Source organism: Lysobacter brunescens (assembly GCF_042677005.1).
In the GTDB taxonomy this organism is placed as follows: Bacteria; Pseudomonadota; Gammaproteobacteria; order Xanthomonadales; family Xanthomonadaceae; genus Lysobacter_I; species Lysobacter_I brunescens.
On the sequence record NZ_JBHTIF010000001.1, the window covers coordinates 2,217,567 to 2,237,137 of the forward strand.

Below are 19,571 nucleotides of genomic sequence, written 5' to 3' on the forward strand. Positions count from 1 at the left end.
GGTGTCTTGTCGTGGCAGCGGGGCAAAGGACGACAAGGATAACCGCTGCGCCTTGCTGCTGGCGCCGTGTGTCATCGACGCAAAAAGAAAGACCCGCCGAAGCGGGTCTTTCGATACGGACGTCCAGGCGTCCGCGATGCGCAGTGCGCGAAGCCGATTACTTCTTGGCTTCTTCGGCAGCGGCAGCGGCCTTGTCGGCAACGGCATCGGCCTTGTCGGCCATCTTGTTGGCGGCGTCGGCGGTGGCGTTGGCGGCATCGGCAGCGGCACCGGCGGTGGCGGCGGCGGCCGTGTCGGCGGCGTTCTCGACCGCACCGGCAGCTTCGCTCACGGCTTCGCCGGTGGCGGCGGCAGCGGCATCGACGCTCTGGGTGGCGGCGTCGCCAGCAGCGGCGGCGGCATCGCCCGCAGCGTCCACGGCGGCGTCGGCAGCCTGGGCCGCTTCAGCGGCTTCGGTCTGCGCGGTTTCGGTTTCGTTCTTGCAGGCGGACAGGGCGAAGACGCTGGCGGCCAGCAGGACCAGAAGCTTGTGGTTCATTTCGGATCTCCCATGGGAAGGATAGGGGTCGTACGTCGATGGGGTGCCTGCGATCGCATGGCGCGGCCGGGGATGTCGGCGTACGGTGTCCTCTCGCCGGTGGCGAATCCGGTATCCCCGCGTGCGATACCGTGCGGCATCGAACGGCAAGCCGCCGGATTCTAGCAGCATGTCTCCGGGCAATGTGCCCGATACGCAGGTGTCGCCGTTCAGGGTTCAGGCACAAAAAAGAAGGCCCGCCGAAGCGGGCCTTCCCTTGTACTGCGACGGAGCTTGCGCTCCGCGGAAGTCGATTACGACTTCGCCGGCTCAGCGGCCGGAGCAGCAGCAGCGTCGGCAGCCGGAGCGGCAGCGTCGGCGGCCGGAGCAGCGGCGTCAGCGGCCGGAGCAGCGGCGTCGGCGGCCGGAGCAGCGGCGTCGGCGGCCGGAGCAGCGGCGTCAGCGGCCGGAGCAGCGGCGTCGGCGGCCGGAGCGGCAGCGTCGGCGGCCGGAGCGGCTTCTTCGGTGGCAGCAGCGTCGGCAGCCGGAGCTTCTTCAGCCTTGTTGCAAGCCGACAGGGCCAGGACGCCGGCGGCCAGGAGGACGTAAAGCTTGGTGTTCATACTTCTCTCCGTAGGAGTTGTCTGAGATTGCTTAGGGGTCAGGCAACGCCAGTGCGCGTGGCAGTCCGGCTTGCGCCGGCATGTGTTCGTTCACTGACTTACTTGGTGCTTGCCAGCACCATGAAAAAGCCGCGGATGGAACGTGCGGCCTTTTCAATTGTAGCAATCAATTCAGCGTTGTGAAGCCCGACTGAACTGATTGTCTGCAACAGGGCGACCGGTGTCTTCCGACCGGACGTGCCGGTCGGAAGGAGCGTCGATCAATTGGTCTTGGTCGCGTCGGCGGCCTTTTCGGCAGCTTCGGCGGCTTTTTCGGCCGCGTCGGCGGCGGCGTCGGCAGCAGCTTCGGTGCTGGCAGCGGCGTCGGCGGCGGCGCCCGGGGCGGCAGCAGCGGCGGCGTCGGCAGCGGCGGCGGCCTGTTCGGCGGCAGCGTTGGCGGCTTCGCCGGTGGCTTCGGCAGCCGAGTCGACGGCCTGGGCGGCGGAGTCGGCGGTTTCGGCAGCAGCGGCTTCGGCTTCGGCAGCGGCTTCCTCACCCTTGCCGCCGCAGGCGGTCAGGGCGAAGCCGAGGGCGAGAGCGAGCAGAACCTTGTTCAGGGTCATGTGAGGATTCCTCGATGGTGTGGATTGGCGCGGGGTGTCGCGGCGCTTGGTCGTCATCATGACAAGCCCGTTTCGGCTGTCAAGCGACCGTGGCCGGTGTCTCCCGGTTTGTTCGTATGGATGGCTTATGGAAGCTCGATCGCGATCGCGGTGGCTTCGCCGCCGCCGATGCACAGCGAAGCCACGCCGCGCTTGCCGCCGGTCGCGCGCAGTGCTGCGATCAGGGTGACCACAAGGCGCGCCCCGCTGGCGCCGATCGGGTGGCCGAGCGCACACGCGCCGCCGCGGATGTTGAGCTTTTCGTGCGCGATGCCGAGATCCTTCATCGGCGCCATCGCGACGCAGGCGAAGGCTTCGTTGATTTCGAACAGATCGACGTCACCGACGCTCCAGCCCGCTTTTTCCAGCACTTTGCGAATCGCATCGACCGGCGCGGTGGTGAACCATTCCGGTGCCTGCGCATGCGTGGCGTGCGCGACGATGCGCGCGAGCGGCGTGACGCCGCGACGCTGCGCTTCATCGGCCGACATCACCAGCGTGGCGGCGGCGCCGTCCGAAATCTTCGACGACGAGGCGGCGGTGAGCACGCCGGCCTTGCCGAACGCGGCGCGCAGGCCGGGGATCTTCGACGGATCGATCTTGCCGGGCTCTTCGTCGGTGTCGACGACCGTTTCGCCCTTGCGCGTAACAACCGTAACCGGGGCGATTTCGTCCTTGAACGCACCCTCGGCGATGGCCTTCTGGGCGCGGGTGACGCTTTCGGCCGAGTAGGCGTCGAGCGCGGCGCGGTCGAACGCGTACTTGTGGCACGCGGCGTCGCCGAAGACGCCCATGGCCTGCTTGTCGTACGGGTTGGTCAGGCCGTCCCACGCCATGTGGTCGAGGAACTCGCCGCTGCCGTAGCGCAGGCCGGTGCGCGAGCCGTTGAGCAGGTGCGGGGCGTTGGTCATGGACTCCATGCCGCCGGCGACGACGACCGAGGCCGAACCGGCCTTGATCAGGTCGTGGGCGAGCATGATCGCCTTCATGCCCGAGCCGCAGACCTTGTTGATGGTGGTGCAGCCGGCCGAGGTCGGCAACTTGGCGGCAAGGGCCGCCTGGCGGGCCGGCGCCTGGCCGAGGCCGGCGGGCAGCACGCAGCCCATGATGACCTCGTCGACCTGGTCCGGCGCGACGCCGGCCTGGTCGAGCGCGCCGGCGATGGCCGCGGCGCCGAGGGTGGGGGTGGGGACGCCGGTGAACTGGCCGAGGAAGGAACCGATGGCGGTGCGCTTGGCACCGACGATGACGATGTCGGACATGTGGACTCCGTGGCGGGTGCGCCGGGGGGCGCTAGTCGGTCGTATCTGGGCCGGCGCGGGCGTGGGGCGGCGCGGCGACGCTCCGATTATGCGACGCCGTGCTGCAGTGCGGCAAATGGACCATCGGACAGGAAAGATGCCGGATCGGCCAAGTCGGAGCCCGTCCCGATCTCCGCCAGATTCGGCATGGCGCCGGTCCCCCCAGGCCTCTCCAGGCCGGCGCGTCAGAGCAGGCGCTGGGTGATCGCCTTGAGCACGGCGTGGGTGCGGTCGCGGCAGTCCAGTTTCACCAGCAGGTCGGACATGTAGTTCTTCACCGTGCCCTCGGACAGGTGCAGGCTGCGCGCGATCTCCTTGTTGGAGTAGCCGCCGGCGACCAGGCGCAGGATCGAGCGTTCGCGGTCGGTGAGCCTGGCGCCGGTGTCCGTCCCGGCCGGCGTGTTCCAGGCGGCGCGCACCGGGCCGAGGCTGACCGGCTGGAGCAGGGTCTCGCCGCCGGCCACGCGTTGGATCGCGGCCTTCAGGTCCTCCGGCGAGGCGTCCTTGAGCAGGAAGCCCTGCGCCCCGGCGTCCACGGCGCGCATCATCAGGTCGGGATCGTCGAAGGTGGTCAGCAGGATCACCGGGGTGGCGTCGCCGCGTTCGCGCAGCGCGCCGATCAGGCCGATGCCGCCGAGGCCGGGCATGCGGATGTCGCTGACGATCAGGTCCACCGGGCGCTGCGGCAGGGCGGCGAGCAGGCGTTCGGCGTCGGGCGCTTCCAGCGCGACCTCGATGCCGATGTCCGACAGAAGGCTGGATAGCCCGCGCAGGACCAGGGCCTGGTCGTCGCACAGCGCGATGCGGATCGGACGGTCGGGGGCGGGGCTCATGCCTGTGGGTCCTCGATGCGGGCAACGACGCGCAGGCCGCGCGGCGGCGTCGCTTCGATCTCCAGCCGGCCGCCGATCGCGCCCAGGCGTTCGCGCATGCCGGTCAGGCCGTTGCCTTCGTCGACGCGCGAGGGCGCGAGGCCGTCGTTGTCGATGGTCAGCGCCAGCCCGGCGGCGTCGCGCTGAAGGCGGAGGCGGATGTGACGCGCGCGGCCGTGGCGCAGGGCATTCGTGATCGCTTCCTGGGCGCAGCGCAGCAGGGTTTCGGCCTGGTCGATGTCGTCCACGCGCAGGCCGTCTTCGATATCCATGTCGATGCGCACCCCGGGCACCGGCCGGCCCAGGGCCTGCAGGGCCGCGCGCAGATCCAGACCATCGTGCGCGCGCAGCGCACCGACCACCTGGCGGATCTGCGCAAGGAGGTCGTCGGCGAGCTGTGCGGACAGCACGATCTCCTCGCGCTTGGCCAAGGCCGGGTCGCGTGCGAGGCGCGCGAGATTGAGCTTGAGCGCGGTCAGGCTGTGACCGGCCACGTCGTGCAGTTCGCGCGAGAGTTTCAGCCGCTCGCCGGCGCGCGCGGATTCTTCGAGCAGGCGTCGCGTCGCCATCAACTCGGCGTTGACCTGCGCCAGGTGTTCGCGCGCCTGCTCGCGGCTGCCGGCATAGTGGCCGGTGAGTGCGGCGAAGGCCTGGAAAGCGCCGATCTGCGCCAGCGAAATCAGCGTCGATCCTGGCGGCACGCCGCGTTCGAGCCAGATCAGCGCCAGCCCGGCGTTGAACGCCAGCATCACCACGACGAAGGCGCGCAGCGGCAGCATCAGCACCAGTTGCCCGGCCACGATGATCAGCAGCACCGAATTCTGGCCGCTGCCGAGCAGCGCCTCGGCCGCCAGGATCAGCGCGCCCTGGCCGAGCACCCGCAGGATGCCGTTGCGGCCATCCCGGCCGGCCAGTGCGCAGCTCATGTACAGCGCAAGGATGCCGAGCAGGCACGCGGCGCCGAGCCATTCGCGCAGATTGCCCGTAGCCAGCTTGTCCGGTTCCAGCACGGCGAACGCGATCGCCAGCCAGGTGACGTAGGCGGCGATGTTCAGCGCCGACAGCAGGTGCGTCGAGAACAGTCCGGTGGCCAGCGGGCCGTCGGCGGGCGTCGCGGTTTCGCGGTGCAGGGCGGGTGTGGTCATGGCATCAGCATGGCAGCCCGGTCCGGCGCGCGGAAGTCGCCGCGCGCACGAGGTGACTTTTCTCACCCCTGCGCGGTGACCACGGGCAGGTGCCGCGCCGACGCCCGGATCCGGAGACTGTCGCCATTCCCGATGCAACTTCCCGATGGAGTCACGACATGGACACGCTCTACAAGATCCTGCTCGCCGCGCACGGCCTGTGCGGCCTGGTCGCCCTGGTCACCTTCTGGATGGCCGCCTTCGCGAAGAAGGGCGCGCCCTGGCATCTGCGCGTGGGCAAGGCCTACATGATCGCGATGCTCGGCATCATCGCCACTGCCGTCCCGATGGTCGTGATCATCGGCCTGCAGGGCAAACCCGGCATCGCCACCTTCCTCGCCTACCTGGTAGTGATCACCGCGACCGGCATCTGGATGGGCTGGCGCGCGGTCAAGCGCAAGCGCGACCAGGCGGCGTTCCGCGGTGGTACCTACCTGTGGGTCGCTGTGTTGAACCTCGCGGCATCGGTGGTGGTGTTCGCGGTCGGCATGAAGATGTCGCAGGCGCTGCTGATGGGTTTCAGCGCGGTCGGCATGATCACCGGTGTGCAGATGCTGGTCCGCCGTGCGCGGCCGATGACGGCGATGCGCTGGTGGATGAAGGAGCACTACGCGGCGATGGTTGGCTGCGGCGTCGCGACGCACATCGCCTTCCTCGCCATCGGCTTCGACCGCATCATCCGCATGGTCGGGATCGACCCGCCGGGCTGGTACCACCTGATCGCCTGGTTCCTGCCGCTGTCGCTGTCGTTCGTGGTGATGGCCTGGTTGAACCGCAAGTACATGCCGAAAGCGGCGCCGGCCAGCGCGATGCCCGCGCGGGCGTGAGCTTCCTGCTGGCGCAAACGAAAAGGCCGCGACACCAGTCGCGGCCTTTCGGTTTGCAGCGATAAACGCACCGATCAGAAATTGCCGTTGAACAGCTCGCGGCCGATCAGCATGCGGCGGATCTCGTTGGTGCCGGCGCCGATCTCGTACAGCTTGGCGTCGCGCAGGATGCGGCCGGTCGGGTACTCGTTGATGTAGCCGTTGCCACCGAGGGTCTGGATGGCTTCCAGCGCCACCTTCACCGCCGATTCCGACGCGTGCATCAGGCAGCTCGCGGCGTCGATGCGCGACTTGTAGCCGCCGTCGTAGTCGCGGGCGACCTGGTAAGCAAACGCGCGGCTGGACTGCAGCGCGGTGTACATGTCGGCGATCTTCGCCTGCATGATGCCGAAGGTGCCGATCGCCTGGCCGAACTGGCGACGGTCGCGCACGTAGGGCAGGGCGATGTCCAGCGCCGCCTGCATCAGGCCCAGCGGGCCGCCGCTCAGCACCAGGCGCTCGGTGTTCAGGCCGCTCATCAGCACCTTCACGCCGTTGTTCACTTCGCCCAGCACGTTCTCGGCGGGGATTTCGCAGTTCTCGAACACCAGCTCGCAGGTGTTGCTGCCGCGCATGCCCAGCTTGTCCAGCTTCTGCGCGGTGCGGAAACCGGGCATGCCCTTCTCGACGAGGAAGGCGGTCATGCACTTGCTGCCCAGCTCGCGGCTGGCGGTGCGCATGTACACGATCAGCACGTCGGCCTCGGGGCCGTTGGTGATCCACATCTTGTTGCCGTTGGCCACCCACACATCGCCCTTGAGCGTGGCACGGCAGCTCATCGAGCCCACCACGTCGGAGCCCGCGCCCGGTTCGCTCATCGCCAGCGCGCCCTTCCACTCGCCGGTGCACAGCTTCGGCAGGTATTTCTCGCGCTGCGCCTGGTTGCCGTTGGCGTAGAGGTTGCTCACGCACAGGTTGGAGTGCGCGCCGTAGCTCAGGCCGACCGAACCCGAGGCGCGGGAGATTTCTTCCATCGCGATCAGGTGGGCCAGGTAGCCCATGTCGCTGCCGCCGAACTCGCCCGGCACGGTGATGCCGAGCAGGCCCATTTCGCCGAGCTTGGCCCACAGGTCCTGCGGGAATGCATTCTCTTCGTCGATCTTCGCCGCGCGCGGCGCGATCTCGGTCTCGGCGAAACGGCGGACCGCCTCGCGCAGCGCATCGATGTCTTCACCCAGGGGGAATGGACGCATGGTCGTTCTCGTGCTCGTCTGGTTTGCTGTCGAATGACGCCGGGGCCGGCGTCGAAACGGAAAACGGGGCCGAAGCCCCGTCACCGAAATGGATCAATGACCTCTCATGCGTCCGAGGAAGCGCGGCGCGGTGCGGCCCATCGGAAGCTTGAGCTTGCCGATCGCGGTGATGCGCTCCTCGGCGAGGCGGTCGGCGGCCAGGTAGGTCGGGATGCCGTCGCGGTCGGAGATCTCGTAGATGCGGCCGAGGTTGTGGTAGATCGTCCGCATCATGCGCATGGCGCGCTCGCGGTTGTAGCCGTCGATCTCCAGCGACACGTTCATCACGCCGCCGGCGTTCACCGCGTAGTCCGGCGCGTACAGGATGCCGCGCTTGGTGACTTCGTCGCCGATGGCGTTGTTCGCCAGCTGGTTGTTCGCGGCGCCGCAGATGATCTTGGCCTTCAGGCGCGGCAGGGTCTGCTCGTTCACGGTGCCGCCCAGCGCGCAGGGCGAGTACACGTCGCAGTTCACGTCGTAGATCTCGTCCGGCGACACGGCTTCGGCGCCGTATTCGTCCACCGCTTCCTCGACCAGGTTCTTGTTGATGTCGGTGACGAAGATCTTCGCGCCACGCTCCTTGAGCAGCTTCACGAACTCCATGCCGACATGGCCCAGGCCCTGCACCGCGTAGCTGCGGCGGCCCACTTCCTCGTCGCCGAACTTGCGGTTCAGCGTGGCCATCAGGCCCTGCAGGGTGCCGTAGGCGGTGAACGGCGAGGGGTCGCCCGAGCCGCCGTGGACCTGGTGCACGCCGGTCACGTACTCGGTCTCGCGGTACACGTACTCCATGTCGTTGACGTCGATGCCGACGTCCTCGGCAGTGATGTAGCGGCCGCTCAGCGAATCGACGAACTTGCCGAACGCGCGGAACAGGGCTTCGGACTTGTCCTTCGACGGGTCGCCGATGATCACGGCCTTGCCGCCGCCGATGTTCAGGCCGGCCACAGCGTTCTTGTAGGTCATGCCGCGGGACAGGCGCAGCACGTCGTTCAGCGCATCCTGCTCGGTCTTGTACGGCCACATCCGCAGACCGCCCAGCGCGGGGCCGAGCACGGTGTTGTGGATGGCGATGATGGCCTTGAGGCCCGCATCCTTGTTGTGGCAGAACACGACCTGCTCGTGGCCGTAGTTTTCGACGTGTTCGAAGATCATCGGAAGCTCCGTTGCGCCGGCGTACAGGCTGGTGGATACGCCGGGGTATGTGGCAAGTCGTTGAATTCGTTTGGATCAGCGGCTTGGTGAAACGGCCTTGGGGGGCCGCAGGCGCCGTAGTCTAATGGAATCGCTCCCCGCGTTCGCATGCCTCCGGTCGGGGCGGCGTCCGTCGCGTGCACGCCGCCTGCATCCGTCAAGCCGGGCCCTGCGTATGGGCCTCTGCAAGCCTCGGGGACAGTCCCGCACGGCGCAATCGTATACAGGGGAAATTCCAGGATGAGCATCGTCTCGTTTCGTCGAGGCGCGGTTAACTGCGCCTTCGTGTTCGCGCTGTGCGCCGCAGGATTCGCGCATGCAGGCGAGGACGACGCGTTCCGCGGCAAGGTCGAGCTGGTCGCGGACGGCAGGCAGCGCGTCGAAGCGGGCGAAGTCGCCGACACGGTCGTGTATTACCTGCCGAAGGGCGGCGACCTGCGCACCGTGCCGGGTCGGTTCAGCGTCGACACGCGCAGCAAGGGCTTCTCGCCCTCGCTGCTGGTGGTCCCCGCCGGCAGCACGGTGAGTTTCCCGAACCGCGACACCATCCTGCACAACGTGTTCTCGCGCAGCGGCGCGAACGGGTTCGATCTCGGTTTCTACGGCCCGGGCGTTGCGCGCGAGCACACCTTCCGCCGTCCCGGCCTCGTCGTGGTGAACTGCAGCGTCCACCAGTCGATGCGCGCGAACATCCTCGTGCTGTCGACGCCGTACTTCACCCGTCCGGATCGCAACGGGCGCTACCGACTCGACAACCTGCCGGCCGGCACTGGATCGCTCGTGTTCTGGCATCCGCGCGCCGTGCCCACCAGCCTGCAGGTCAGCGTGCCCAGCGGGCCGGTGCCCGCGCAGCGCCTGGTCGCCAGCAAGCCCGGGATCGACACGCACGCGGCGGGGAGGCACTGACATGCAGACGGGTTTCAAGCAGCACATGCGCGTCCTTGCCATCTTCGCCGTCGGCGCGGCGCTTGCCGCCGGTCTTTTCGCATGGCACGAGCTGACCCTGTCGCGTTCGCTCGCATCCCGCGACCTGCAGGCGGCACACGCCGCGCTGCGCGCCGCCGAGGGGCATGTCGCACGCGAACTGATCCAGCGCGGCGAATCGATCGCGCGCAACCAGGCCGTCACCGGCTACATCGGGCAGGCGCTCGACAATACCCTGCCTGGGATCGAGCCCGACTACACCTCCGTGGTCGACCTGCTCGAAGAGCGTCGCGAGCAGATGAAGCTCGGCATGATCGCGATGCTCGACGCGCAGGGGAACGTGCTGGCCACGACCGACAGGCTGTCCGGCGTCCGCACGTTCGGCGAATCCGAGGTCTTCCGCGCCGCCAGCCGCACGCAGCTGCCGGATTCCGGGCTGATCGTCGACAGCGAGCGCGCGACGCACGTGCTGGTGATGCCGCTGGCCCGTTACGGTTTCAGCGATGTCTACCTGATGCTGGGCGAACCCGTCGGCGCCACGTTCGCACAGCGCCTGCTGGATGCCGCCGGCGCCAGCACGCCGCTCGATGTCGCACTGATCGCCGGTGAGACCGGTGCACCCCGTGCGCTGTCGACGTCGATGCCGACCGGCCTGCCGGACGGCGTGCTGCCGCGCTGGGCCGAGCTGCGTGCCGCAGGGCCGCGCGGGCTTCCGCTCGATCTTCCCGGCAGCACGCGGCTCGCGATGGCCGCACCGCTGTTCGACAGCGAGCGCGGGCAGATGCTGGTCATGGTGCCTGCGGGCGGCGATGCCGGCATCCGCGCTGCGGCACGCCTGCCCATGATCGTGGGCGCGGTGATCGCGCTGCTCGCGCTGGCCATCGCCGCCTGGTGGCTGCAGCGCAAGGTGTTCGGTCCGCTCGACGATCTCCTGCGCGTCGCCGGCTACGCCGCCGAATCCGGCGATCTGCATCTGAAAGCCCAGGGGGTCGGCACATCGCGGATCGCACGCCTGGCCGACGCCTTCAATCGCATCTGCACCCGCGCGTCCCAGTCGACGCGCGATTGACCACGGCCAGGCTGCTGCCTGCCAACCCGAGGATTCTTCCGCATGCCTTCAACACGTTCCACGCCATACATATCTGCCGTGCTGGCCCGGCATGGTCGCGGCGCTCCACTCGCGGCATCGCTTGCCCTCTGCTTCGCCGCGCTGCTGCTGTCGACGCAGGTCGCTGCGCAGGAGCTGTCGGACCTGCAGTCCGATGAACCCGACGCCGTCGCCGAGCCCGACAACCGCGCCACCGGCGGCAAGCTGCTGCTTACCGCCGGCGTGACCCAGGTCGAAGGTGCCGGTGGCGGTGGCCTGACGCCCTGGGCGCTCATCGGCGGCTATGGCGAAACCGGCCAGTTCGGCGCCAGCGCTTACTACACCCGTGTCGATGTCGACGACTACAGCCTCGACAGCTACGGCGCGCTGGTCGGTATCCACGACCGCGTCGAACTCAGCGTTTCGCGGCAGGTGTTCGACACCGAGGCCGTCGGCGCCGCGCTCGGCCTCGGCCGCGGCTTCGAGATCCGCCAGGACACCGTGGGCGTGAAGGTGAAGCTGTTCGGCGACGCGATCCTCGAACAGGACCGCTGGCTGCCGCAGGTGTCGCTGGGCGTGCAGCGCAAGCGCAACGATCGCGGCGCATTGGTCCGCGCGATCGGTGCCGACAGCGACTCGGGCACCGATGTCTACCTCAGCGCGACGAAGCTGTACCTGTCGCAGGGCGTGCTGGTGAACGGCACCCTGCGCTACACCGAGGCAAACCAGTTCGGCATCCTCGGCTTCGGCGGCGATCGCCGCGACGGCCATTCGCTGCAGTTCGAAGGTTCGGTCGCCTACCTGCTCAATCGCACGCTCGCGGTCGGTGCCGAGTACCGCACCAAGCCCGACAACCTCAACATCGCGACCGAGGACGACGCCTGGGACGTGTTCCTCGCCTGGACCCCCAATCGCCATGTCGCGCTGACGGTCGCCTACGTCGATCTCGGCAACATCGTCATCCGTGACCGGCAGCGCGGCGTGTACGCCTCGCTCCAGGTCGGTTTCTGATCGCCTCCGGAGGCTTTCCCATGTCCCACAACATCCCGACATCCCTCCGTGCCGTCGCCGTGCGCTGCGCAGGTGTGGTCCTTCTTGCCGCCTCCTCGCTGGCCGCGGCCCAGTCCACCGCGCCGGTCGAACGCACGCCCGGCGCGGCGGATCCCGCGCCGGTCCATGCCGAAATGGTCGGCGTTTTCGAGGATTTCGGCGGACGCCCCGGCCTCGACGCGCTGATGGACGAGTTCATGACCATCCTGCTTGCCGACCCGCGCATGCGTCCGTTCTTCGAGAAGGTCGAACACGACCGGGTGAAGCGCCAGCTCGCTGAGCAATTCTGCGCGATCCTCGGCGGCGGCTGCGCCTACACCGGACGCGACATGGTCGCCGCCCACGGTGCGCACCGCATCGATCGCGCTGATTTCAATGCCCTGGTGGAAGACCTGCAGATCGCCATGAACCGGCGCGGCATCCCCTTCCGTGCGCAGAACAAGCTGCTGGCGGTCCTCGCCCCGATGCACCGCGAGGTCATCAACCGCTGATGCGATGCGATCGGGCGTTCAGAACGCCCGATACCGCCCCTGACGGATCCACAAGGTCGCCAGCCATTTCTCGCCGGCCTCGACCGGCAGACCGGCGTGCAGCGAGTCGGGGTCGGGCCGGCCCTGCGGCGACGCGTCGTCGTACAGCATGTTGTCGAACACCACCGCGCGTCCGGGCTGTGGCTCGACCTGCAGTCCGGCCACGGGGAAGGCGGTGGCGCCGCCGGCCGCGACCGGATTGAGATACACGCAGATCGTGCGTCGGCGGTTGCCGGCCTGTGGGCCGTCGCGGGCGATCGACGCCGGCGGCAGGTAGTCGCGATGCGGCTTGTATTCCTGCCCAGGTGCGTAGCGCAGCACGATCAGCGGTTCAGCCTCGACCAGCTCCAGTCCTGCCGCTGCGGCCATCCGCCACTGCACCAGGCGCACCGCGAGACTTTCCAGCACCGGGTCGAACTGCGCGTCGTGGCTGGTGCGCAGATCCACGTTGAGCGCCTGGCCCGAGGTCGGATCGAGCGTGCGCGAGGCGTGCAGGTGCGGGCGCGCATGAACGATCAGCAGCCGGCATTCGTCGGCCGAGAGCAGCCGGTCGATCACCGACACGCGCGGCTGCGTCGACAGCACCCGCGCTTCCGGCGGCGACAACGCCTCTTCCAGCGCCAGCTGTCGCGGCGGCGCATCAGTCGGGCCCGGCGGCGGCAACGTGAAATCCGGCATGCGTTCGACACCCGCCGCCTCCAGTTGCATCCACAGCTCGCGTGCCGCATCCGCCTGCGCTTCGCAGCCCTCGCCATGCGCCAGTCGCTCGGCGAGCAGCACGGCAGCGGCGATGTCGCCGCGTGCCGCGCCGCGCTCCAGCAATTGCAGGCACAAGGACTGGTCGTCGCCATGCGGCTTGCGTCCGAAATGCACAGCCGCTGCCAGCAGTGAAGGCGCATGCTCGCCCTGCACGCCGCGCAGCAGTCGTTCGTTCATGCGCATGTCGCGGGGCAGGGCGACGCCGCCGACTGCCAGCTTCACCAGATACTCCGCCGCCACCGGATGCCCCGCGCGCTCGGCGCGTTCGAACCACGCCAGCGCTTCCTGCGGCGCGGGCGCACCGACGATGCCGTACAGCCGCATCCGCGCGTATTCGACCTGCGCGCCCGGGTGCCCGGCTTGCGCCGCGCGCAGATGCCATTGCAGTGCTTCGTCCATGCATTCCTGTGCCACCAGCGCCTGCGCCAGCGCGAACGCATGTTCGACCGATCCGCGTTCGGCGGCAGCGCGCAGCGCGGCAAGGTCCATCGACTGCGCTGCGCTCACAATTGAGATTCCAGCGGCAGCCAGCCGATGGCATGCGCGCTGAAACGCTGCAGGGGCTTGGTATCCGGTTCCTTCGTGTGCAGGGTCGGCGGCTTCGTGGCGCGATCCAGCCAGCGCGGCGCGCCATCCTTGCCGACGTGCATCCAGTAGCTCAGCTCGGGATTCGCCAGCCGCAGGTATTCCTCGCGCACCGCCTTCGCCAGCGCGGCGTCGTCGAACATCACGCCCATTTCTGTGTTGAGGTAGGCCGATCGCGCGTCCAGGTTGAACGAACCGATGTAGCCGCGCGTGTCGTCCACGCTGTAGGCCTTGGTGTGCAGACTCGCGCCGCTGCTGCCGAACAGGCTGCTGCTGGGGTGCCCCTGCGCGCGTAGTTCGTACACCGATACCCCGCCGCGCACCAGCGTGTCGCGATAGTGCCGGTACGCGCCATACACCGCGAACACGTCGTTCGCCGCCAGCGAATTCGTCACCACGCCCACGGTCACGCCGCGGTTCACCATGCCGGTCATGCGCTCGGTCACCTCCGTGCCCGGCACGAAGTAGGGCGAGATCAGCAGGATCTTGCGCGTCGCCGACGACAGGTCCTGGTCGATGCGATGCACGATCCATTCGTCCTGCTTGTCGTCTTCCCATTTCAGCGGCGGATCGGCGACCAGGTGGATGCGCTCGCTCCAGAACGGCGTCAGCCGCTCGCGCGCGTAGTCCTGCACCCGTGGCGACGCAGCCACGCGCTCCAGGTAGCGCTGCGCCGCCGGACCCTGCGCCTCGGTTTCGATCGCTTCGCCGATCTCGTCGAACCCGCCGCTCGGCTTCCGCGCCAGCGCCGACAGCGGCACCACCGCCTCGCTGTTCCAGTAGTGGTCGAACATGGTGCTGGTCTCGGCCACGGCGGGGCCGAACAGCACCACGTCCAGGTCGCGGAAATTCACCTGGTCGCTTGCGCCGAAGTATTCCTCGCCGATGTTGCGACCGCCCACCACGGCCACGCGGTTGTCGGCGATCCACGCCTTGTTGTGCATGCGGTGGTTCACGCTGAAGATGCGCTGCACCATCTCGAAGATGCGGCCCAGGCCCTTGCGGTTGCGGAACGGGTTGTACAGGCGGATCTCGATGTTGGGATGGGCGTCGAGCAGCAGCAGCTTCGAGTCCATGCCCTTGGCGTTCATGTCGTCCAGCAGCATGCGCACGCGCACGCCGCGTTCGGCCGCGCGCCACGCCTCGCGGCCGAGCAGGCGGCCGGTGAGGTCGTCGTGCCAGATGTAGTACTGCAGGTCGAGGCTGCGCCCGGCCTTCTGCGCGGTCATCGCGCGCGCCGCGAAGGCGTCCACGCCGTCCTGTACCAGCAGCGCGCCGGTTTTGCCGGGATTGGCGGCAAGCAGCGGCTCGATCTCGCGATCCAGTTCGGTCTCGCCCGGCTTCACCGGCAGCACCACCCCGGGCGCGCCCGTGGCCGGCGGCGTGAAGTGATCGGCGAACAGCAGTCCACTGCCGACCAGCGAGAACAGGGAGAAGGTGCCCCACGCGAGGATGCGCTGGAAACGGGTCATGTATACGATCTGTGGATATTCCGTGCGGTTGAGTATCCCTGCCGTATGGTCATGCGGGCAAGGGCGGGGCGGCGCGGTTACAATACGCCATCATCGTTTTCAGCATGGAGCGCGCGCCATGAGCACGCCAGCCGTCACCTTCGAAGGCAACGCCCCCGCCCAGCAGCCGGAGGCCTCACCGCTCCGCTTCGTCACCGCCGCCAGTCTGTTCGACGGCCACGACGCCGCCATCAACATCATGCGCCGCCTGATCCAGGGGCAGGGCGCCGAGGTCATCCACCTCGGCCACAACCGCAGCGTCGAAGACGTCGTCCGCGCCGCGCTGCAGGAAGACGCCGACGCCATCGCGCTCTCCAGCTACCAGGGCGGCCACGTCGAATACTTCAAGTACATGGTCGACATGCTGAAGGAACGCGGCGCCGGCCACATCCGCGTCTTCGGCGGCGGCGGCGGCACCATCACCCCGGAAGAGATCCGCGAACTCCAGGCCTACGGCGTCGAGCGCATCTACCATCCCAACGACGGCATGCACATGGGCCTCGTCGCGATGATCGAGGACGTGATCCGCCGCGCCGGCGCCGCGCGCCAGCCGGTCACCACGCCCAAGCGCGTCGACTTCAGCGACGAAATCGCCATCGGCCAGATGCTCAGCGCCATCGAGGAATCCTCAGTAGGAGCCGGCGCGCTCAACGAATCCGAACTCGCCCACCTCCGCAAGGAATGGCAGCTCGCCGGCGGCAAGACGCCCGTCGTCGGCATCACCGGCACCGGCGGCGCCGGCAAGTCCTCGGTCACCGACGAACTGCTCAACCGCTTCCTCGCCAACTTCCCCGAGATGCGCATCGCCGTCGTCTCCGTCGACCCCACCCGCCGCCGCACCGGCGGCGCGCTGCTCGGCGACCGCATCCGCATGAACTCCCTGCGCAGCAAGCGCGTCTTCATGCGCTCGATGGCCACCCGCCGCCAGCACGCCGCGACCAACGTCGTGCTCAAGGACTGCATCGCCTTCCTCAAGTCGCTCGGCTATGACCTCGTCATCGTCGAAACCGCCGGCATCGGCCAGAGCGACTCGGAGATCGTCGACCTCGTCGACTTCCCGATGTACGTCATGACCAGCGACTTCGGCGCGCCCAGCCAGCTCGAGAAGATCGACATGCTCGACTTCGCCGAGCTCGTCGTGCTCAACAAGTTCGACAAGCGCGGCGCCGAAGATGCCCTGCGCGACGTGCGCAAGCAGTGGAAGCGCAACCGCGTCGCCTTCCAGACCCCGGACGAAGACGTCCCGGTCTATCCCACCATCGCCAGCCAGTTCAACGACCCCGGCGTCAGCTGGATGTTCGCCAACCTCTGCCGCCTGCTGCGCGAGAAGCTGTCGCTGCCGGAAGATCGCTGGTCGCCCGCCATCGACACCAGCCTCCGGGAACCCCGCGCCACCGTGCTGATCCCCGGCAACCGCGTCCGCTATCTCGCCGAGATCGCCGAACAGGGCCGCAGCATCAACAAGCGCATCGAAAGCCAGGCCGAGATCGCCGACCGCGCCCAGGCCTACTGGCAGTCGCTGGAAAGCCTCGCCGATCCCGCGCTGCCGAAGATGCTGGATCTGTACAGCCCCGACGCCCTTGTAGAGCGGAGCTTGCTCCGCTCGGACGACGCGGCGACGTCTGATGGCCAGAGCAGCGGAGCAAGCTCCGCTCTACAACAGCAGGGTGTCGACAAGACCCTGCTGACCCTCCGCCAACGCTACAACGACGCCGTCCAGTCGCTCGACAGCGAAGCCCTCAAGCTCCTGCGCGAATGGCCCGCGCGCCTGAAATCCATCGTCGACGACGTCAACGAATACCAGGTCCGCGACAAGACCATCCGCGTCGAGAACTACCGCGAATCCCTCTCGCACCAGAAGATCCCCAAGATCGCCGCGCCCACCTACAAGAGCTGGGGCGAGCTGCTGACCTTCCTGCAGAAGGAAAACCTGCCGGGCTACTACCCGTACACCGGCGGCGTCTACCCGTACCGCCGCACGGGCGAAGACCCCATCCGCATGTTCGCGGGCGAGGGCACGCCCGAGCGCACCAATCGCCGCTTCCACTACCTCAGCGTCGGCCAGCCCGCCGCGCGCCTGTCCACCGCCTTCGACAGCGTCACCCTGTACGGCGAAGACCCGGCGCCGCGCCCCGACATCTACGGCAAGATCGGCAACTCCGGCGTCAACATCGCCACGCTCGACGACATGAAGAAGCTGTACTCCGGCTTCGACCTCTGCGCGCCCAGCACCTCGGTGTCGATGACCATCAACGGCCCCGCGCCGATCATCCTCGCGATGTTCATGAACACCGCGATCGACCAGCAGGTCGAGAAGTACCTGCGCGCCGACCAGTCGCGCTGGGACGCCGCCCACGCCACCATCGAGAAGCTGTTCGAAGGCAAGCGTCGCCCCGAATACAGCGGCGAACTGCCCGAAACCAACGACGGCCTCGGCCTCGGCCTGCTCGGCGTCACCGGCGACCAGGTCGTCGACGCCGAGACCTACGCCAACATCAAGGCCCAGACCCTCGCCAGCGTGCGCGGCACCGTCCAGGCCGACATCCTTAAGGAAGACCAGGCCCAGAACACCTGCATCTTCAGCACCGAATTCGCGATGCGGATGATGGGCGACATCCAGCAGTTCTTCGTCGAGAAGAACGTGCGCAACTTCTACTCGGTGTCGATCAGCGGCTACCACATCGCCGAAGCCGGCGCGAACCCCATCAGCCAGCTCGCCTTCACCCTGTCGAACGGCTTCACCATCGTCGAGTACTACCTCGCGCGCGGCATGAAGATCGACGACTTCGCGCCCAACCTGTCGTTCTTCTTCAGCAACGGCATGGACCCGGAATACACCGTCATCGGCCGCGTCGCCCGCCGCATCTGGGCACGCGCCATGCGCGAACGCTATGGCGCCAGCGCCCGCAGCCAGATGATGAAGTACCACATCCAGACCTCCGGCCGCTCGCTGCACGCCCAGGAAATCCAGTTCAACGACATCCGCACCACGCTGCAGGCCCTGTACGCGCTGTTCGACAATTGCAACAGCCTGCACACCAACGCCTACGACGAAGCCATCACCACGCCCACCGAAGAAAGCGTGCGCCGCGCCGTCGCCATCCAGATGATCATCAACAAGGAGCTGGGCCTCAACTTCTGCGAGAACCCCTGGCAGGGCAGCTTCATCGTCGACAAGCTCACCGACATCGTCGAGGAAGCGGTCTACAAGGAGTTCGAAGCCATCAGCGAACGCGGCGGCGTCCTCGGCGCCATGGACACCATGTACCAGCGCGGCAAGATCCAGGAAGAAAGCCTCTACTACGAACACAAGAAGCACGACGGCAGCCTGCCGCTCATCGGCGTGAACACCTTCCTGCCCAAGGACCACGGCGGCGACATCGTCACCGAGATCGAGCTGATCCGCTCCACCGAGGGGGAGAAGGGGCAGCAGATCGAGAATGTGGGGAACTACCAGACCCTGCGCAACACCCCGGAAGGGCTGGGCTACCTGCAGAAGACCGCCCGGGATCGCGCGAATGTGTTCGCGGCGCTGATGGAAGCTGTCAAATCTTACAGTCTGGGGCAGATCTCACATGCGCTCTATGATGTGGGTGGGGAGTATCGAAGGAATATGTGAGTTAGCTCCGTCTTCGATTTCAGTTCTCGATTCCAACAGAAGTTGTGAGGTTAGGGGGAGTTGTGGCGACGAACCGGAAGAGTCTCATATGAAGTGTCCAAACAGGGAATGTACGAGCTTGCTGGCACCTCATCTGCGCAACTGCCCCGCTTGCGGGACGGACGCAGGTGCTCCGAATGTGCGGTTAGCTAATAAAGAAGATGAGGTCGTACAACTTGAGATGCGTTATAGCCGAGCCCGAATCGCTGCCGCAGATGTGAATGCTGAAAAAGACTTTGATGCTTTTGTAAAACTTGCTTCGGAATCGGATGCTGTTATATGCATGCCATGCATACGATTGTTAGACCTGTTGCGCGAAACTTCGCTACTCTCAACATTCGGCCTACAGCTTGAGGGTGAATCACGAGTTCCTCAAGACAATAGGTTTGATAACTTTCGTGAATCGGTAGAAAGTGCTCTATTCCCAAATTTTTCGAAAGAAATTCGTTTTGCTGCCTTGACGATTAGAGATGTCGGTCAGACGGCGTATGGGGTATGTAGTGTTATCCTGCGAAAAAGTTCGATTGCAGGCAGGGCAAGCGTTTTTGAGTATCCTCTTTTTGATTTTGCGGAAAAGACCGGTCAGCAGCTTGGCCAGCCTATTCGTCCTGGACACAGAGCAAGCTGGGGAAATCGAGCCAAATTGGTTGCTGCAAAATTTGGTGCGAAATGTGCAGGCTTAAATAGTAGCGAGCTGGCCGAATTGCTGTTGCCTGCGCCGACGGATACCTTGTCAGATTGTGTTGAAGTCCACATATTTCAGAGCATCAATAGGCACTCCATCGCGCATGTCACATTGACTAAGCCGACTGAGCATATGGACGAGGTTCTTCAGTCTGTGCTCTATGATGAGCTGCAAAAGCAATCTATAAGCGCGAGAGTGGCGTCATGAAGGGGTTTGTCTCTGGCGAGGCGCGCCGAGCGGTTTTGCTCAGCGGCGGACAATACTTCGGCTACACGTTAGATGGCGAATCTAGCTCAATTGTCTTGGGGCGATCCGCAGTGCCGAGGTTCTTCTTGCACTCGCGAGATGTGGA

At 66.9% G+C, this 19,571-nt stretch carries 17 protein-coding genes; 7 read left to right on the forward strand and 10 right to left on the reverse strand.

Annotated elements, in window-relative coordinates:
• Nucleotides 1–157: 157 nt before the first annotated feature.
• The 6 genes from ACFQ0E_RS09745 to ACFQ0E_RS09770 form a co-directional block, all read right to left on the reverse strand.
• Complete coding sequence (locus tag ACFQ0E_RS09745; RefSeq protein ID WP_386823455.1) at nt 158–538, reverse strand: hypothetical protein; 381 nt, start codon at nt 536–538, stop codon at nt 158–160.
• Between the two features lie 293 nt (nt 539–831).
• Complete coding sequence (locus ACFQ0E_RS09750) at nt 832–1,140, reverse strand: hypothetical protein (RefSeq protein WP_386823456.1); 309 nt, start codon at nt 1,138–1,140, stop codon at nt 832–834.
• Between the two features lie 260 nt (nt 1,141–1,400).
• Nucleotides 1,401–1,742 carry a hypothetical protein gene (locus ACFQ0E_RS09755; RefSeq protein ID WP_386823457.1) on the reverse strand — a complete coding sequence of 114 codons (342 nt, stop codon included), beginning with the start codon at nt 1,740–1,742 and terminating at the stop codon, nt 1,401–1,403.
• Nucleotides 1,743–1,867: 125 nt separating this feature from the next.
• Complete coding sequence (locus tag ACFQ0E_RS09760) at nt 1,868–3,043, reverse strand: thiolase family protein (RefSeq protein WP_386823458.1); 1,176 nt, start codon at nt 3,041–3,043, stop codon at nt 1,868–1,870.
• 224 nt (nt 3,044–3,267) lie between these two features.
• On the reverse strand, nt 3,268–3,915 hold the full coding sequence (locus tag ACFQ0E_RS09765; protein ID WP_386823459.1) for a response regulator: 648 nt from the start codon (nt 3,913–3,915) through the stop codon (nt 3,268–3,270).
• Nucleotides 3,912–5,099 carry a sensor histidine kinase gene (locus tag ACFQ0E_RS09770; protein ID WP_386823460.1) on the reverse strand — a complete coding sequence of 396 codons (1,188 nt, stop codon included), beginning with the start codon at nt 5,097–5,099 and terminating at the stop codon, nt 3,912–3,914. The genes ACFQ0E_RS09765 and ACFQ0E_RS09770 overlap by 4 nt, the downstream gene beginning before the upstream one ends.
• A gap of 158 nt (nt 5,100–5,257) precedes the next feature.
• Between ACFQ0E_RS09770 and ACFQ0E_RS09775 the strand changes: the two genes are divergently transcribed.
• Entirely contained in the window at nt 5,258–5,965 is a 708-nt protein-coding gene (locus ACFQ0E_RS09775) for a hypothetical protein (RefSeq protein WP_386823461.1), read from the forward strand.
• Between the two features lie 74 nt (nt 5,966–6,039).
• Here the strand turns inward: ACFQ0E_RS09775 and ACFQ0E_RS09780 are convergent, their stop codons facing one another.
• Both ACFQ0E_RS09780 and ACFQ0E_RS09785 read right to left on the reverse strand, forming a co-directional pair.
• Nucleotides 6,040–7,197: an isovaleryl-CoA dehydrogenase gene (locus ACFQ0E_RS09780; RefSeq protein ID WP_386823462.1), complete on the reverse strand. Its 1,158-nt coding sequence runs from the start codon at nt 7,195–7,197 to the stop codon at nt 6,040–6,042.
• A gap of 93 nt (nt 7,198–7,290) precedes the next feature.
• Nucleotides 7,291–8,391: a Glu/Leu/Phe/Val dehydrogenase dimerization domain-containing protein gene (locus tag ACFQ0E_RS09785; protein WP_386823463.1), complete on the reverse strand. Its 1,101-nt coding sequence runs from the start codon at nt 8,389–8,391 to the stop codon at nt 7,291–7,293.
• A gap of 279 nt (nt 8,392–8,670) precedes the next feature.
• On the opposite strand from ACFQ0E_RS09785, the gene ACFQ0E_RS09790 reads away from it, so the two are divergent.
• From ACFQ0E_RS09790 to ACFQ0E_RS09805, 4 genes are read left to right on the forward strand one after another with little or no spacing between them, the layout of a single operon-like run.
• On the forward strand, nt 8,671–9,336 hold the full coding sequence (locus ACFQ0E_RS09790) for a hypothetical protein (protein ID WP_386823464.1): 666 nt from the start codon (nt 8,671–8,673) through the stop codon (nt 9,334–9,336).
• Between the two features lies 1 nt (nt 9,337).
• Complete coding sequence (locus ACFQ0E_RS09795; RefSeq protein ID WP_386823465.1) at nt 9,338–10,423, forward strand: hypothetical protein; 1,086 nt, start codon at nt 9,338–9,340, stop codon at nt 10,421–10,423.
• Between the two features lie 42 nt (nt 10,424–10,465).
• On the forward strand, nt 10,466–11,452 hold the full coding sequence (locus tag ACFQ0E_RS09800) for a DUF3034 family protein (RefSeq protein WP_386823466.1): 987 nt from the start codon (nt 10,466–10,468) through the stop codon (nt 11,450–11,452).
• 20 nt (nt 11,453–11,472) lie between these two features.
• Nucleotides 11,473–11,982, forward strand: a complete 510-nt coding sequence (locus ACFQ0E_RS09805; protein ID WP_386823467.1) for a group I truncated hemoglobin — start codon at nt 11,473–11,475, stop codon at nt 11,980–11,982.
• An 18-nt stretch (nt 11,983–12,000) separates the two neighbouring features.
• Here the strand turns inward: ACFQ0E_RS09805 and ACFQ0E_RS09810 are convergent, their stop codons facing one another.
• Together ACFQ0E_RS09810 and ACFQ0E_RS09815 are read right to left on the reverse strand one after the other, a co-directional pair.
• The gene (locus ACFQ0E_RS09810) at nt 12,001–13,287 is read right to left on the reverse strand and encodes a 2OG-Fe(II) oxygenase (protein WP_386823468.1); all 1,287 of its coding nucleotides are present in this window, start codon (nt 13,285–13,287) and stop codon (nt 12,001–12,003) included.
• Nucleotides 13,284–14,837 (reverse strand): phospholipase D family protein, encoded by a 1,554-nt coding sequence (locus ACFQ0E_RS09815; RefSeq protein ID WP_386823469.1) that lies wholly within the window; start codon nt 14,835–14,837, stop codon nt 13,284–13,286. The genes ACFQ0E_RS09810 and ACFQ0E_RS09815 overlap by 4 nt, the downstream gene beginning before the upstream one ends.
• Nucleotides 14,838–14,955: 118 nt before the next feature.
• Here ACFQ0E_RS09815 and ACFQ0E_RS09820 point away from each other — a divergent pair, with 118 nt between their 5' ends.
• Together ACFQ0E_RS09820 and ACFQ0E_RS09825 are read left to right on the forward strand one after the other, a co-directional pair.
• Complete coding sequence (locus ACFQ0E_RS09820; protein WP_386823470.1) at nt 14,956–18,495, forward strand: methylmalonyl-CoA mutase family protein; 3,540 nt, start codon at nt 14,956–14,958, stop codon at nt 18,493–18,495.
• A gap of 118 nt (nt 18,496–18,613) precedes the next feature.
• On the forward strand, nt 18,614–19,426 hold the full coding sequence (locus tag ACFQ0E_RS09825; protein WP_386823471.1) for a hypothetical protein: 813 nt from the start codon (nt 18,614–18,616) through the stop codon (nt 19,424–19,426).
• Nucleotides 19,427–19,571 lie beyond the last annotated feature (145 nt).